Origin of the sequence: Ralstonia condita (genome assembly GCF_958405655.1) — a bacterium.
Classification (GTDB): Bacteria; Pseudomonadota; Gammaproteobacteria; order Burkholderiales; family Burkholderiaceae; genus Ralstonia; species Ralstonia condita.
The window spans coordinates 1-12,663 of record NZ_CATYWO010000013.1; the positions used below are offsets into that span (position 1 = coordinate 1).

General features: G+C 60.0%; 22 protein-coding genes. 10 read left to right on the forward strand and 12 right to left on the reverse strand.

What is annotated here, in order from left to right:
• Positions 1-845 precede the first annotated feature (845 nt).
• A complete protein-coding gene (locus R2N03_RS20795) occupies positions 846-1,127 on the forward strand; it encodes a hypothetical protein (RefSeq protein ID WP_316659746.1) in 282 nt (93 codons plus the stop codon).
• 8 nt (positions 1,128-1,135) lie between these two features.
• Here R2N03_RS20795 and R2N03_RS20800 read toward each other — a convergent pair whose 3' ends face one another.
• The 8 genes from R2N03_RS20800 to R2N03_RS20835 all read right to left on the reverse strand — a co-directional run bounded on the left by R2N03_RS20800 (position 1,136) and on the right by R2N03_RS20835 (position 6,276).
• Complete coding sequence (locus R2N03_RS20800) at positions 1,136-2,437, reverse strand: hypothetical protein (RefSeq protein WP_316659747.1); 1,302 nt, start codon at positions 2,435-2,437, stop codon at positions 1,136-1,138.
• A gap of 40 nt (positions 2,438-2,477) precedes the next feature.
• On the reverse strand, positions 2,478-2,678 hold the full coding sequence (locus tag R2N03_RS20805; RefSeq protein WP_316659748.1) for a hypothetical protein: 201 nt from the start codon (positions 2,676-2,678) through the stop codon (positions 2,478-2,480).
• Positions 2,679-2,836: 158 nt separating this feature from the next.
• Positions 2,837-4,492, reverse strand: coding sequence for a hypothetical protein (locus R2N03_RS20810; RefSeq protein WP_316659749.1), 1,656 nt, complete (start codon positions 4,490-4,492; stop codon positions 2,837-2,839).
• Entirely contained in the window at positions 4,482-4,700 is a 219-nt protein-coding gene (locus R2N03_RS20815) for a hypothetical protein (RefSeq protein WP_316659750.1), read from the reverse strand. Before R2N03_RS20815 ends, R2N03_RS20810 begins: the two co-directional genes overlap by 11 nt.
• Positions 4,701-4,712: 12 nt before the next feature.
• On the reverse strand, positions 4,713-5,477 hold the full coding sequence (gene trbJ, locus R2N03_RS20820; RefSeq protein WP_316659751.1) for a P-type conjugative transfer protein TrbJ: 765 nt from the start codon (positions 5,475-5,477) through the stop codon (positions 4,713-4,715).
• Between the two features lie 9 nt (positions 5,478-5,486).
• Positions 5,487-5,672: a hypothetical protein gene (locus R2N03_RS20825; RefSeq protein ID WP_316659752.1), complete on the reverse strand. Its 186-nt coding sequence runs from the start codon at positions 5,670-5,672 to the stop codon at positions 5,487-5,489.
• A 38-nt stretch (positions 5,673-5,710) separates the two neighbouring features.
• Complete coding sequence (locus tag R2N03_RS20830; RefSeq protein WP_316659753.1) at positions 5,711-5,911, reverse strand: hypothetical protein; 201 nt, start codon at positions 5,909-5,911, stop codon at positions 5,711-5,713.
• A gap of 71 nt (positions 5,912-5,982) precedes the next feature.
• Positions 5,983-6,276: a hypothetical protein gene (locus R2N03_RS20835; protein ID WP_316659754.1), complete on the reverse strand. Its 294-nt coding sequence runs from the start codon at positions 6,274-6,276 to the stop codon at positions 5,983-5,985.
• A gap of 158 nt (positions 6,277-6,434) precedes the next feature.
• On the opposite strand from R2N03_RS20835, the gene R2N03_RS20840 reads away from it, so the two are divergent.
• Positions 6,435-6,764 (forward strand): hypothetical protein, encoded by a 330-nt coding sequence (locus R2N03_RS20840; RefSeq protein WP_316659755.1) that lies wholly within the window; start codon positions 6,435-6,437, stop codon positions 6,762-6,764.
• Positions 6,765-7,113: 349 nt separating this feature from the next.
• Complete coding sequence (locus R2N03_RS20845; RefSeq protein ID WP_316659756.1) at positions 7,114-7,446, forward strand: plasmid mobilization protein; 333 nt, start codon at positions 7,114-7,116, stop codon at positions 7,444-7,446.
• A gap of 151 nt (positions 7,447-7,597) precedes the next feature.
• Here the strand turns inward: R2N03_RS20845 and R2N03_RS20850 are convergent, their stop codons facing one another.
• Genes R2N03_RS20850 through R2N03_RS20865 form a run of 4 tightly spaced genes read right to left on the reverse strand, consistent with a single transcriptional unit; the run spans position 7,598 to position 9,041 of the window.
• Complete coding sequence (locus R2N03_RS20850) at positions 7,598-8,074, reverse strand: 3'-5' exonuclease family protein (RefSeq protein WP_316659757.1); 477 nt, start codon at positions 8,072-8,074, stop codon at positions 7,598-7,600.
• 28 nt (positions 8,075-8,102) lie between these two features.
• Complete coding sequence (locus R2N03_RS20855) at positions 8,103-8,342, reverse strand: hypothetical protein (protein ID WP_316659758.1); 240 nt, start codon at positions 8,340-8,342, stop codon at positions 8,103-8,105.
• Positions 8,339-8,566, reverse strand: coding sequence for a hypothetical protein (locus R2N03_RS20860; RefSeq protein ID WP_316659759.1), 228 nt, complete (start codon positions 8,564-8,566; stop codon positions 8,339-8,341). The genes R2N03_RS20855 and R2N03_RS20860 overlap by 4 nt, the downstream gene beginning before the upstream one ends.
• 43 nt (positions 8,567-8,609) lie before the next feature.
• Positions 8,610-9,041, reverse strand: coding sequence for a hypothetical protein (locus tag R2N03_RS20865; RefSeq protein WP_316659760.1), 432 nt, complete (start codon positions 9,039-9,041; stop codon positions 8,610-8,612).
• A 185-nt stretch (positions 9,042-9,226) separates the two neighbouring features.
• Here R2N03_RS20865 and R2N03_RS20870 point away from each other — a divergent pair, with 185 nt between their 5' ends.
• From R2N03_RS20870 to trfA, 7 genes are all read left to right on the forward strand, one after another.
• On the forward strand, positions 9,227-9,535 hold the full coding sequence (locus tag R2N03_RS20870; protein WP_316659766.1) for a DUF7673 family protein: 309 nt from the start codon (positions 9,227-9,229) through the stop codon (positions 9,533-9,535).
• Between the two features lie 13 nt (positions 9,536-9,548).
• Complete coding sequence (locus tag R2N03_RS20875; protein ID WP_316659761.1) at positions 9,549-10,007, forward strand: antitoxin PaaA2 family protein; 459 nt, start codon at positions 9,549-9,551, stop codon at positions 10,005-10,007.
• Positions 10,004-10,291 carry a type II toxin-antitoxin system RelE/ParE family toxin gene (locus R2N03_RS20880; protein ID WP_316659762.1) on the forward strand — a complete coding sequence of 96 codons (288 nt, stop codon included), beginning with the start codon at positions 10,004-10,006 and terminating at the stop codon, positions 10,289-10,291. The genes R2N03_RS20875 and R2N03_RS20880 overlap by 4 nt, the downstream gene beginning before the upstream one ends.
• Positions 10,292-10,296: 5 nt before the next feature.
• Positions 10,297-10,521, forward strand: coding sequence for a hypothetical protein (locus tag R2N03_RS20885; RefSeq protein ID WP_316659763.1), 225 nt, complete (start codon positions 10,297-10,299; stop codon positions 10,519-10,521).
• Between the two features lie 133 nt (positions 10,522-10,654).
• The gene (gene parA, locus R2N03_RS20890; protein ID WP_167813877.1) at positions 10,655-11,284 is read left to right on the forward strand and encodes a ParA family partition ATPase; all 630 of its coding nucleotides are present in this window, start codon (positions 10,655-10,657) and stop codon (positions 11,282-11,284) included.
• Entirely contained in the window at positions 11,281-11,520 is a 240-nt protein-coding gene (locus tag R2N03_RS20895; protein ID WP_316659764.1) for a plasmid partition protein ParG, read from the forward strand. Before parA ends, R2N03_RS20895 begins: the two co-directional genes overlap by 4 nt.
• Before the next feature lie 41 nt (positions 11,521-11,561).
• The gene (gene trfA, locus R2N03_RS20900) at positions 11,562-12,422 is read left to right on the forward strand and encodes a plasmid replication initiator TrfA (RefSeq protein WP_316659765.1); all 861 of its coding nucleotides are present in this window, start codon (positions 11,562-11,564) and stop codon (positions 12,420-12,422) included.
• Positions 12,423-12,663: the final 241 nt, after the last annotated feature.

The window sequence follows — 12,663 nt, forward strand, 5'->3', positions numbered from 1 at the left end:
AAAGATTGCCCCCAGTGGGGGTGGATAACTTTTCCGACCTCACGGCATGGCATTCCGGGGTGCACGGCATAGCATTCCGCTTTCACGGCATAGCATTCCGCTTTCACGGCATGGCATTCCGCCCACCCTATGCAAGGCATTGATTCATATAGATTTTTTTGAGGATTTTTCGCGTTAACCTATATCTAACCTACCTTAACCACTGGTGCCCTGTGGACAATTCATCGCAGGGCAGGGGTGCCCTCCGCCTCTTGGGGGCTTCGCCCCCGCCGGCTCCTACGGGCCGCAAGCGGCCCTCCGCCCGCGCCTTCGGCGCTCCCGCCCGGCATCCCCCAGGGGCTTAACGCCCCTCGGCCTACGGCCTCACCCCACAATCGTGGCCCCCAGAGGGGGCAGGAATAGCCCCCCATGTCGCAACACTACCGCACAGGCCCAAACCATCTCCATAGGACAACCTACGGGAAGACAGCAAACCAATCTCACGCGAGCGTTGCGCAAGGGCTGGTCTAAGCGGCTCGGCCGGCTTGCCGGCCGACCGCACGGCGCAAGCGCCGTGCCCCTACGGGCGCTAAGACCCGGACAAATCACGCCCGCCCGGCAAGCCGGCCGGCCGCTCAGCCGGGATCGCGTGCGATCCAGCCCAAGACCGTAGATAGGACGCAACCGTCCTATGAGCTTGCAGGGAAGGGGCCCGGGGTAGCCGACGGCACAGGAAGGCCATAGCGCGCGTTTTGGCGCGGCTTGCGGCTGCGTACCCAGGGTCAGAGTACAATGGGCTTGCTGGTCGGATGATTGGCACCTAGGCCGCGAGGAGTCGCGGTCGATTACCTTGCATGGAGTTGCAAATGAGCGAACCTCTTCGCATTACCTCTCTCGCCAGCATCGGCGAAATTTTCCAGAGATACCCGACAATCAACCGCTTGATCCTCAAGCACGTTGGTGAATCGACTTGGGAAATCATCAAGCATGACAGCGAGCGGCCGAACAACTTGCACCAAGTTGCCGAGCGCACGGGCGGCATGTTCGCCTACGAACGCAACACCAAGCGGGGCTTCGAGGCGCTGAGCGGCTACATTATCGGCAGCGACGAGCAGTACAAGGTCGTGTACCGCCTACCGAGCGACTGAGGTACCGATCAGAAGCGGTGACCAACGGCGACGACCAGCGCGCCCAGGGAGAACCACCAGACCCATCCCACGCGTTTGTTCAACGTTTGAAGCGCGTGCACGACCGACTGGAAAGCAGAGGCCTGCCCGTCACCGTTCAGGCTATCCAGCACCCGCTGCACGTCGCCGCGCGTGGCTGGCACGTCGAGCGCATCTGGATCGTCGGGCGTGATCTCCACGAACCAGTCCGGGTGCTCACGTTCCATGCGCTGCGACATGCTGTTGTACAGGTTGTGCGGCATCAGATCCGATCGTGGGTCCGCCTGGACGACGGTCCACACGCCGGCGCGCAGGGCGTCGCGTTCCTCCTGCCGACGCCAGAGGCGCACGTTGTAGAGCATTTGGTCCAGCGCGAAATCAGGATCGCGTTCGATGGCCTGCTGGATCTGCTCGACGCCCAGGCTGCATGAGGAGTACACGGCAGCGCGCAGCGCGGGATCCTCACTGGCGAGAAACTCCTCCGCTCGCTTCTGGCTCTTCTTCAGGGCGAGTCGGGCGAGGCCCTTACGGACGTTCTGAAATGAGGACAGTTGGCCGTACTTCACGCCCTCGTCGTCGGGCACGTTCCACCGCGCAGCGAGCGCCAGGGGATCCTCGATCCCGTACCCGATAGGCAGCAGGACATCGAATAACCACCCGAGCGCGAACCCCCACGGCGCCGTCGTCGGGACGGTCCCGGCCAGCTTCCACGCCGATTCGAACACCTTGTTGTGCACGTGCTCTGCGTACCCGTCCGCGAAGGATTGGTCGTAGGGCTTACTCATTCGTGGGTTCTTCGGCAGCGCGCGCAGGACGGTCAACCGTTGGGCCTCGGACAGGCATTGCCAGGCGAGGCCACCGGTGAAGAACACTTCGAGGAACTCGTTGCGCAGGGAGGGGTTGCTGAACAGCGTGGTCAGCTCCTCGTCGCTGGTCGACGGCAGCCAGTCCGCGATGGTCTCTCCGAGCCCGCCGAAGATCGCCACGGCGCCGGCGGCTTCGTTCGCCAGCAAGGACAGCCGGATCGCCCGCGCGTGGGTGGTGTCCCCACGGTTGGCCAAGAGCAGCGCGCGTCCCGTGACGTCGTACTTGCACCATCGCGCCAGCGCGAGGTCGATCAGGGGATCGTGCCGATCGAGCAACGCCTGCTCAAACGCTTCGTCCGTCGTTTCCATGTACGGGTGCTTGACCAGCTCAGCCCCCCGTTCTTCCAGGTAGCGAACCACCGCGTCGGGTGGGCTGGCGACCAGCCGGGCCTCATCGACGATGCTTTGAAACGTGCGCACGCTCATCCCCCGTCCATTCTTTTGTCCGGGGAATGTAGCACGGCGCTCAGGCGCTTTGCGGCTCGGCGTGCGTGCCCTGTGTGCTGGTCCACGGCGGCAGGAGCCGGCAGCTCAGGTCCTGCGCTTGGTTGAGTAGATCGGCCAGCGGGCGGCCCATTGCTTCATCGGCCTGCCATGCCCATAGCACGATGCCGGCCAGGTTGCGGGCGACCAGGTGGCCACCCTCGAACGTCCAATGTGCATTCATATCGATGCCCTCGATGCCGGGAACATTCCCACGGCTCAAGGTAGCGTCACGACTCCGGCAGCAGGGTTGGCCGCAAAACCATTTTTACGACGAATCGTTTAATCGTATTTGATGGCGATGAAAAAGGGCACCGAGGCGCCCTTTACCCAATGAACACGTCAGTCATGGTGGTGGCCGCTGACAGAGACGTGCGTGGTGGCCTGTTCTTGGGCGAGATGGCGGTTCGCTTCACCCAGGCGCTCGCCCAAGGTCGGTTTCTTTGGGGTTGTGAGGTGGTCCACCAGACGGGTCAGATCCTTCTCCAAGCTCGTCTGGCTCGTCTGGCCGCCGATACCTGCCCCAAGTGCCGACTCAGAGGCAGCGGCCGGCACATTGGCCTCTGGCGCGGGCTTCGCTGTCCTGGCCGCATTGCCCTGCGATCTGGCCGGCGTATCAGTCCTTGGCACAGCCTTCGCCTCACCAGCCGCACCGCCTTGTGAGCTGGCCGGCGTGACGGTTACAGGATCGGTTGCTGCAGCGTCCGCACCGGCCGCCTCATCGGTTCCTGCATTTCGCTCCGCACTTGGCTCGTTTTGAGCATCACGCTGGATTCCCTCTGCATCCGTCATATCAGCCCCGTATCGCCCCGAGGCGACGTTGCTCTTGGACTGACCCGGAGCCGCTCCGCTTTGCGGCCTGCTGGGTGGCAACGGTGCAGCCGCACTGCCGCCGGCAGGGGCGCCGACAGACGACAAGGCCGGCTCTGGCGCGTGAAACACAGGCGGGTCACCGCCCGCGCCCATCGGGGAAGCGTTGGAGACTGAACCACCACCACCCGCCAGGTTGTCCATGAAGCCGGCCATGGACTTAGGAGCCTTGCCTGCAGCGCCAATGGCAGCCGCCCCACCGGACGCGATCGCAGCGCCAGCGGCAGCGCCAGCAGCAGCGGCACCGGCCACGTCATTGACACCCATACTGGACGATCCAGAGGCCAAGCTGGATGCAAGTGAGTCACTTTTGAAGGCCAGGAACGCCAGGATCGGAAAGGCCGCGACTGAATACAAAACCGTCTTGATAGCCGACCCAATCTGCAGCGCATCCGACCAGCTCATGCTGGCCACGTCTTTAATAGCGGCACCAGCGTTGCTAACGACTAGCCCGAACGCTTTGAAAATGACGGTGAGCAGAATTACCCGGTAGATGAAGGCAAGCAAGGACTTGAAAGGGGCCATTCCCTGTTCACGAAGCGCCTTGAGGCCGAGCAGGCTGAAATTGAACGGGGCGAGCATCACGATGATCCCCAGCTCAAGCTGCATCATAAATACTTTGAGGGCGAGATACGCTCCGCATGCGAACAGCCCCAGCGTGACGTAGGTGAGCAGGTTGGCTAGGGCTGATGAAACAATCCCGACAGTAGCGATTCCAACTACCAGTCCCCCGCAGAGGCCAAGCGTTGCCGCCATAATTTCGCCAGTGTCCGGCAGAGTGCCGATGAACTGGTTGCCTACGGCGTCGATGAACCCGGGCCCATTCTGAATCAAATAAACGTAGAGGCCACCGGACGAGACGGACCGCGCAAGGGTCCCCACAGCCTTTTGTACATCGGCTTCGCCGGACAGCAGTTGGCTAACGTTTGTCCAAGTGAACTGAAGAATTAGAAAGGCGCCAAGCCATTTGTAGACGTTTTGGTTGATCTGCTGCGCCGAAACGGCCATGGCATCCTGAACCGTCGAGAGGATGCTATCAGTTGGAACACCTGCATCTGCTGCTGAAGCGGCGGTACAAGCAGCCGCCAAGGCAACGAAAACGAGGAGGCGGATGAGGTTACTTCTCATGCTGACTCCAGTGAATGGTCTTTGCACTGCGCGGGTGTTTCGCGTCTTCCATCACTTGGTCGATTTCCTTGATGGATTTTTCCCGCTCCGCCTCAGCCATTTTGCGGACCAGCTCATCCTTGCTGGCCTGAGTCTGGTTGTCGTTGCTGGCTTGTTGTCCGCAGGCAGCGAGTGCGACGACGACGGCGATGTAGAGGATGTTTTTCATGGGTATTTGTTTCTACTTGTTGAGGATGGTGGACCAGCGTGGCTTGGCAGCAAACTTGCTGGTTTGGTAGGCGGTAGGCACGTCCTGCAACAGCACCTTCGCGCCTTCTGCGACGGCTGCGGATTCGGCCTGCCGCGAGGTCTGTGTCTGCATGTAGGTTGTTTCGGCCTGCGACTGCGCGGCCATCAGCTCCTGCAGTCCCTGCATTTGCTGAATCTGGCGGATGTTGATTTGGGAGAGCGTCTGCAAGGCATCGAGGTTGCCGTTGGTGGACTGGCTACGGTTGTACAGGTCCGTCAGTGCAGCTTGGTTCGAGTTGTACTGGTCGCGCTGAAGGCCGACCACCTTCAGCACAGAGTTGAAGGTGTCCGTCCCGGTCGCGTTCCATTGCTTGAACCGGTCCGAAAAGTTCTTTGCCTGCGGTGACCTGAACGTGCTGGCGAAATTCGCGTCGATCTGCTGCAGGTTGTAGCCAATCGATTGCCCGCCGGACATGATGCTGCTCACGCCGGTAATCATCTGCTGCACGTCGGTCGGCAGGATCGATGCAGGATTTTGGATGAGATTCTTGAGCTGCGCCTCGTACTGCAAGCCCTGACGCACGTACGTAGACACCTGCTGTTCGTATTGTTGGATGAGCTGCAGGTTGTTCAGAATTTGCGTGACTTCGGTCGAACCGCCCGTGCCAGCCACAGAGCCGGCCAGGCTCACGGTCGGCACTGCGCCGATGACGACTGCCATGAAGGCGCAAAGCGTCTTGGTGTGATGCTTGTACATGACTGGACCTCACTTGGACCGTTGGCGGCGACGGATCATCAGAAAAGCCTGGCTCGCAACAATGAGGCCGATGCAGGGCCAAGGATTGGCTTTCCAGACGGCCAGGTAGAGCGGCACCACACCGATTCCCAGTGCCGCCGTGATGGCCAATACCATTTGCGCGTGGCTCAGAGATTTCTTGTTTGTGTTTTCCATTACCTAGTTCCTTTTCTTTTGCTGCAAAAGGTGACGATTCAATTGCTGGTATCCAGTCCAAATGCATCCCCATGCATTTGAATGAATTGTTGACGTTGCTTCTCGATCTCCCGCATGGAAGCGAGGTCAGCCGTTCGGCCGGGGTCTGTTCGCGCCTGTGACAGGATGGCCTGCCGGTGCGCTTCTGGCAGTCGGTAGACCGCTTTTTGGGGCTCTGCAAGTACAATGGGGTTAGCCATGCTGATCTCCTAGTCAGATCGGTTTGGTTAGCAGCGCCTGGTCGTTCCAGCGACCAGGCGCTGCGCTTTTTTTAGGCCTGCCGCTCCTTTGTGCTGGCCCGCTTTTTTGAAAGCAACGCTTTCAACTGATATTCCTTGGCCGGAATGCCAAGCCGAGACAGATGCTCACAAACATCGGCTCGTGAATAGCCTTTCTTGAGAAGAGCCTGAATCAAAGGCTTCATTTCTTCCAGAGCAGCATCGACGTGCTTTTCTTGTGCTGGCTTGGGCGGTAGCTCAGACAGCTCTCTTTTCGCTTGCTCCAGGGTGTCAATGCTAACGGTTCTTTTTCGCGCCATTGCGCTTTGCCTTTTGGTTCGTTCCACGTGAGTAATATGACCTTAGCGTTGATTCGCTAAGCTCTATACCAATATGCGCGAGCATATTCTTGATAACTGACCAAGAGAATCCTTTGTCGCGAAGATGTTTTATGGTCTTGATCTGTTCTTCAAAGAATCTTGCCCTGGTTTTTTCCGGCAGCATCATGAAAGTAGCTGCCTTGAGAACTTCTTCTGCGATGACGAAATCCTCTCCGCTTATTCTGCGCAATGGTCCTTTGCTGTTCATCGCCTACCCCCTGAAGTATTTGCAAAATAATTTCCAGAATTCTTGTCGTCATCGTGAAGTTGTGTCAACTAACGATAGGCCAACATTAACACTTCGTTTACAAACTGTTACATCTTTTTTTGCTAGATCTTTTGCGGCAAAATTTTTTGCTGAATATGCTCGCCGAGCGAGAGAGCGGCTCAAAAGAAATTACGCAGCTTTTCTGTTGATTTGCAGAAAAGTGCCGCGTTTAGAAAAAAGCTGTTGAAAGTGTGCGTGAGCCACTGTCCGTACTCACCGCAAAGACATTGAAGAAACAATCAGAATGCGCCGCAGGTTTGCTGTAGATGTCCTATGAATCTGTCCCAGATCTGCCGTAAATCCATCGCAGATCCGTGGCAAATCCATCGCAAATTTGCCTCAGATTTACCGCTGGTTTGCAGCGTTTTGCAGCGTTTTTGGTTCTAACGGTACAGGGCAGGATGCCAGTTGTGTGCCTCACGGCACGCAACTGATCCAGACCGCTAGGTCGCTGCGCGCCCGTCGCAGTCACTCAGGGCTTTGCCCCGAGACCCCAACACCCAGCTAAACTGCAGTTCATGACCTGGAGGGTGGAGATGACCAAACTATTCACGACCAAAGACGAGGCGGAGAAGCGCTCCAGGCGGATCGTGATGCGAGTGACCGCAGCCGAAGAATTGAAGATAAAAAGCGCCGCTGCCGTGCGGCAGATGGACGTTTCTGAGTTCGCGCGCCGCGCAGCTCTGGGACGCAAAGCAGATGTGGACCACGAAACGGAAGCCGTGCTGGCGCTAAGTGCAATCACCCGTGAAGTGCGGGCGCTGCATGCGGCAATGGTCGAGCACGGCGTTACGCCGCCCGAGGAGGCCCTTTTGCCGGTGATCTTGGAAGCTCGGCAGGCGATCCTGAAAATCTCCGAGGCCAGGTAGGTGGGTGTGACGAGCCGACCGGCTCTATCGATGTTGCGCGGGCGGCTTAGCCAACAATAGTTGGCAATGTGGCACCAGGAAATGACTCCCAAAACGGCTCACGTATGAGCCCAGGTGCGCCAACAATAGTTGGCATGCCGCCATCGCCTGCTCACCTGAAAGCAAACGCATTGGCACGCGCATCGTGCAGCGCGTGATGCCGGCCGCCGTGCTCGCGGAAGTACCTTTCCAGCCGCTCAACATCGAGCTTGCCGCCGACGTGCTCGCACTTCCAGCCGACCGGCATGTCTCCATCGAGCAGATCGAGCACCAGGTCATAGTCGCCCTGGTAGTCGAAACACATTACCCGCTTTGGCTTTGCCGGCATGGCGAGCAGCCATGCCCTCAGCTCGTCGCGTAGTTGCGCGGCCGGCATCGAGCGGCCGGGAAACTGGCCGAGCTGGGGCAGCACGGCCGCGCGCACGAACTCGCTGCATGCGCGCATTTCGAAATCGGAACGCTCGCCATAGAACTCGCTGCCGTCTTCACCGACGATTGCTAGGCTGACGAGCTGGCAGTCAATGAAGTCCGTGAACTCGGTATCGACAAAGTAGCGTGTTTTCCAGGGACTGCGTGGGCCTCTGTTCATCGTTCTATCAGTCCTCCTTTCGGCTGGTTTAGCGTTCGTCGAGCCCTGTTGGTCCGGGGCGGCCGTGCCACTGGTCACGGACCCAGGCATCCCAATCGTGAGCAAACGGGGTGGTGCACGTCTCGCCTTGGACCGCGATGAACGCGCTGCCTTCCATCGCCGCTGCAAACTGCGCGCGCCATGGCTCCGGCACGTCGTCGATGCGCACATACAAACGCCCCTGGGACTCCCGGATCGGCACCGCTGCAATCAGCTCATCGCGGGTCATGCCGCGTCCTCCCGAAACCACTGCTCGATGTCCTTGGCGTCGTCTGGTTTGAGCGGCCCGAGGGTGCTAATCGGAATCAGGCCGGCCGGGCCGAACTGGTAGCGGCGATACATCCGCGACCACGGGTCGTAGAGCGACAAGCAGTGCAGTTTGCGCTCGCGGCGCAGGGGCGGTCCGAACAGCTCGTACAGCGGATCTATGCCATCGTCGCGGGGAGTGTCCATTGCTTTCCTCCAAGCCAGGAGCGACCGAGAACGGTCATTGGGGTTACTGTTGGGCTTCCGGGTGCTCCTTAACCCAGCGGACCATTCTTTTGATTTCGTCAGAAGGCTTGACCCCAAGCGCGGCACACATCGGGATCGCGCGCATGAGCATTTGCAGCGGGTGCATCTGATCGACATCGACGGTGTTTTCGTCGGGCCTGTCGGCATGTTTGGCTGCGTTACGCGCGCGATTCATCACCGTGAACACGACGCCGAGTCGCTTCCCTGCAGGCACCGCGGGATCTACGTCTTTCTCGTGGTAGTTCGCGATGAACTCGGCCGCCGAAGGCTTGCCGGCCGCCTTGCAAAGCCCGCCAAGAATATCTTCGGCGGCCCCGGCGAGCGTGAGCGAGGCGAGATAGTCGCCCCCGAGAAACAGCGTGATCGCGAGATTGAGCTGATGCATCGCGGCGTCGAGCTTGCTGATAGTGGGCATTGAGCCTCCGAAGCTACCCGAACAGATAAGGGCCGAACCGACCGAGAACGGGCGTTATGTCACATTGCCAGCCCGACCAAAAATTCCATGTCTCCCAATGTATAGTAAAGTGGGTGTGTTTACAATAATAGAGATTGACCCAAGACCAGCGCCAGCGTGGGCTGGCCATCACCGGAGCGAACACGATGCGGCCTGAACAGATGACGCCCGCCGAGCGCGCGGCACTCGAACGCCTGATCCAGTACGCCCAGAGCGACACCGGCCAGAGCCGGCGCGTGGCGGACTTCCTGCTGGCCTGGTGGAATGCCGGCCAGTGCGGCGGCTTCGACCTGACCAACCTGTGGGCCGTGGACGACGCCATTGCCGAGGACATGGCCATCGTCTTCCGCCTGGTCACGCGCGCCAACAGCTACCCCGACACGCTGGGCTATGGCCCGCAGTTCGAGGCCATCGTGCGCGCCTGGCGCCCCGAACTGATGAACGAGAGCCATTGACGGAGGTTTCACCATGGCAACCGAGACCATTGACCAAAAGACCCTCACCCAGCTCGTGGAAGCCGGCGCCGTGCGTGCGGCGCATGTCGTCGGCCACGGCAACGGCTGGACCATTGCGGCCAAGTACGGCCTGACCGAGCGTTTCCTGTCGGCCAAGCGCGGCGACGTGCGCGTGTTCCGCAAGCTCGAAACGTTGGTGGCCTTCCTGCGCGAGCTGGGCATCAGCCGCTTCGACGTGGACGCGGCCGGCTTCGATCCGGCGTCGGCCGAGCGCACCACGCGGCCCGATCGGTCGGCCGCGCTCAAGGAAGCGCACGCCGCACGGGCCTATGACAAGTGGTTCCGCGACCAGGTGCAACAGGCGCTCGATGACCCGCGCCCTTCCCTTCCCCACGCTACGGTCAAGGCTGAGTTTGCCGAGCGCCGCGCGGCGCTGCGGCAGCGGATCGCAAAGCGCGGGGGTAACGCTTGACCCTGGCGCTGCACTGGAAACAGATGGCGCGCGAGGATCGCGCCGCAATCATGGACTACATCGCCGAGGACAACCCCGTGGCCGCGCTCGAGCTGGACGAGCTGATCGAGCAGAAGGCCGAGGCCTTGCCGGCGAATCCAACGCTGTACAGGCCGGGGCGCGTGCGCGGCACGCGCGAGGCCGTGGTGACGGAAAACTACCTGATGGTCTACCGCGTGACGGACAAGCGCGTGGAGATCCTGCGCGTGCTGCACGCGCGCCAACAGTGGCCAGCCAAAGGATAAGCCCCATGTCGAATCGGAAGCCCCTGTGCCTGACGCTCTACAACCCGTCGACACGGATGTACCACCTCTATCGGGTCGGCAAGGACGGGCTGCTGAGACTTCGGACCTTTGGACCGGCTGAGCCCCCGACCGAGGTGAGGCGGTGCGGCACGATGTTGCTCGGCGAGCTGCCGCCGCCTGACTTCGGCTCGGCGCCGAAATGCGAAGGCCCTGGCCCGCACTTTCTCTAATTTTGAGCTTCGAGCGCGGCTTGCCGCGAATGCCCAGGCGCAGGCCTGCGCCGTTGCCAAGCCGTGACACCCCTTGCCGTGTTTGCGATTTTCTGTAAAATCGCATCAGCGCAAATACGCTAAAGAGGAAAACATGATTGTCGGAGTACTGAACCAGAAGGGCGGTGTCGGCAAGACGACTATCAGCGTCAACCTGGCCGCGAGCCTGGCCCGCGCCGGTTCACGGGTCTTGCTAATTGATGCGGATCCGCAGGGAAGCGCCCTTGACTGGGCCGCTGCTCGCCAGGGCGATCCGTTGTTCTCCGTAGTGGGTTTCCCACGGCCATCGATCCACAAGGAAATCGGGCAAATCGGTCAGGGGTATGACCACATCGTCATCGATGGGCCGCCCCGTGTGACCGACCTGGCCCGGTCGGCCATCATGGCCTCGGACATTGTTGTCATCCCGGTTCAACCAAGCCCCTACGACATCTGGGCGGCTGAAGAGGTCGTCAAGCTGATCGACGAGGCCCGCGTCTATAAAGAAAGCCTTAAATCTGTGTTTGTGGTTAATCGTAAAATTACAAACACGGCTATCGGGCGTGACGTGCGGGAGGCTCTGGCCGCCTACCCAGTCCATGTCCTTGAGTCGGCCGTGACTCAACGAGTCGTGTTTGCCGAGGCGGCCGCCCAGGGCCAGGCCGTGTTTGAGATCGACACCGCAGGGCCTGCAGCGGCCGAGATTGAATCGGTTGCCACCGAACTGACGGAGTACGTCAAATGAGCACAAAGAAAGTAGCAATCGGCGCAAAGCCGACCAGCAAGCCGGCGCCGGCTGCAGCCGATGCGTGGGTTGAAAGCCGTGTCCAAGAGGGCGAGGGAAAGATGGAGATGAAGCGCCTCACTATCGACATTCCGGAGAGCTTGCATCGCCGCATCAAGACGCAGTGCGCCCAGAACGGATCCAAGATCGCCGACGAGGTTCGCGAGCTTCTAATGCAGAAATACGGCCAATCGTAATTCTGTATTTGTGCATTTCCTCCTGTAAGAAGATCGAAGAGATGAGCGACGAGTCCAAATCTGAGGGTGCGATGGCCAGGGTCTTTGAGCGAGCAGCTCAGGCCCAGGCTAGATCCGATGCTGCGGCGCAGACAGGGGGGCAGTTGCCCCTGTTTCCGGAGGAAGATACGAGCGCACTGCCGAACTACATTGCTCGTACCCCGCTTTTCGCGCCGATCCAGCCAGGCCGCCGAAAGATGCATGACGACGCGGTCTTACCCTCGCCAGAAGGCTTTGAGGTGAGATTCAGTGGTAAGCAGCTCGACATGGCCGATCAGGACGTGTTTATGTTGGCGCTCCGCTATGCGCAAGGTGTGGATCTCAATCAGCCGGTCAGGTGCGATCGAGCTGAGTTCTTGCGCGATCTTGGCTGGGTGCCGGGCAAGAACGGGGCTTTCGGCACGTCGGCTTATGCCTGGCTGGACCAGTCGTTCAAGCGCTTAACCACGGGCACGCTGCACATCAAGACCAAGAGATATACGGCCAACCTCTCTCTAGTTGCAGAGTGGACGCAGGACAATCAAACCGGGATGTGGGAGTTCACCATAGGCGGGAAGGTGAGGGCGCTTTTTGCGAACAACGAGTATGCCTTTGTCGACTTGGCCAAGCGGCAGATGATTGAGCACCGAGTGGATTTGGCCAAGTGGCTCCAGTCCTACGCATCGACACACGAGCCGGGCATCCACCGCGTTTCCGTCGAGAACCTGAAGAAGTGGTGCGGCTACACGTCCCCAACGCGCAAATTTCGCGAGGCTTTGACCGAAGCGCTAGGCGAACTGGAACGGTTGAAGATCCTCATCAATGCGCGTCTCTACAGGGAGGGGCAGATGGTCCAATGGACGAGGCTTAGCCCGGTTGGCTAGACCACGGCATGGCATTCCGCTTCGGTGCCTAATGTCACAAAAACCACGGCATGGCATTCCGCCCCAGCCTCTTTTTTCGAGGCTAGACCACGGCATAGCATTCCGCTTACCGCACCCCCCAATGGGGTTTTGCAAAAGTTTGGCTGCGCAAAAGATTGCCCCCAGTGGGGGTGGATAACTTTTCCGACCTCACGGCATGGCATTCCGGGGTGCACGGCATAGCATTCCGCTTTCACGGCAT

Excerpts from the sequence above, each read along its gene's own strand:
- R2N03_RS20795 (WP_316659746.1), top strand. The coding sequence starts at position 846 with ATGAGCGAACCTCTTCGCATTACCTCTCTCGCCAGCATCGGCGAAATT.
- R2N03_RS20800 (WP_316659747.1), bottom strand. The coding sequence starts at position 2,437 with ATGAGCGTGCGCACGTTTCAAAGCATCGTCGATGAGGCCCGGCTGGTC.
- R2N03_RS20805 (WP_316659748.1), bottom strand. The coding sequence starts at position 2,678 with ATGAATGCACATTGGACGTTCGAGGGTGGCCACCTGGTCGCCCGCAAC.
- R2N03_RS20810 (WP_316659749.1), bottom strand. The coding sequence starts at position 4,492 with ATGAGAAGTAACCTCATCCGCCTCCTCGTTTTCGTTGCCTTGGCGGCT.
- R2N03_RS20815 (WP_316659750.1), bottom strand. The coding sequence starts at position 4,700 with ATGAAAAACATCCTCTACATCGCCGTCGTCGTCGCACTCGCTGCCTGC.
- trbJ (WP_316659751.1), bottom strand. The coding sequence starts at position 5,477 with ATGTACAAGCATCACACCAAGACGCTTTGCGCCTTCATGGCAGTCGTC.
- R2N03_RS20825 (WP_316659752.1), bottom strand. The coding sequence starts at position 5,672 with ATGGAAAACACAAACAAGAAATCTCTGAGCCACGCGCAAATGGTATTG.
- R2N03_RS20830 (WP_316659753.1), bottom strand. The coding sequence starts at position 5,911 with ATGGCTAACCCCATTGTACTTGCAGAGCCCCAAAAAGCGGTCTACCGA.
- R2N03_RS20840 (WP_316659755.1), top strand. The coding sequence starts at position 6,435 with ATGAAAGTAGCTGCCTTGAGAACTTCTTCTGCGATGACGAAATCCTCT.
- R2N03_RS20845 (WP_316659756.1), top strand. The coding sequence starts at position 7,114 with ATGACCAAACTATTCACGACCAAAGACGAGGCGGAGAAGCGCTCCAGG.
- R2N03_RS20850 (WP_316659757.1), bottom strand. The coding sequence starts at position 8,074 with ATGAACAGAGGCCCACGCAGTCCCTGGAAAACACGCTACTTTGTCGAT.
- R2N03_RS20855 (WP_316659758.1), bottom strand. The coding sequence starts at position 8,342 with ATGACCCGCGATGAGCTGATTGCAGCGGTGCCGATCCGGGAGTCCCAG.
- R2N03_RS20860 (WP_316659759.1), bottom strand. The coding sequence starts at position 8,566 with ATGGACACTCCCCGCGACGATGGCATAGATCCGCTGTACGAGCTGTTC.
- R2N03_RS20865 (WP_316659760.1), bottom strand. The coding sequence starts at position 9,041 with ATGCCCACTATCAGCAAGCTCGACGCCGCGATGCATCAGCTCAATCTC.
- R2N03_RS20870 (WP_316659766.1), top strand. The coding sequence starts at position 9,227 with ATGCGGCCTGAACAGATGACGCCCGCCGAGCGCGCGGCACTCGAACGC.
- R2N03_RS20875 (WP_316659761.1), top strand. The coding sequence starts at position 9,549 with ATGGCAACCGAGACCATTGACCAAAAGACCCTCACCCAGCTCGTGGAA.
- R2N03_RS20885 (WP_316659763.1), top strand. The coding sequence starts at position 10,297 with ATGTCGAATCGGAAGCCCCTGTGCCTGACGCTCTACAACCCGTCGACA.
- parA (WP_167813877.1), top strand. The coding sequence starts at position 10,655 with ATGATTGTCGGAGTACTGAACCAGAAGGGCGGTGTCGGCAAGACGACT.
- R2N03_RS20895 (WP_316659764.1), top strand. The coding sequence starts at position 11,281 with ATGAGCACAAAGAAAGTAGCAATCGGCGCAAAGCCGACCAGCAAGCCG.
- trfA (WP_316659765.1), top strand. The coding sequence starts at position 11,562 with ATGAGCGACGAGTCCAAATCTGAGGGTGCGATGGCCAGGGTCTTTGAG.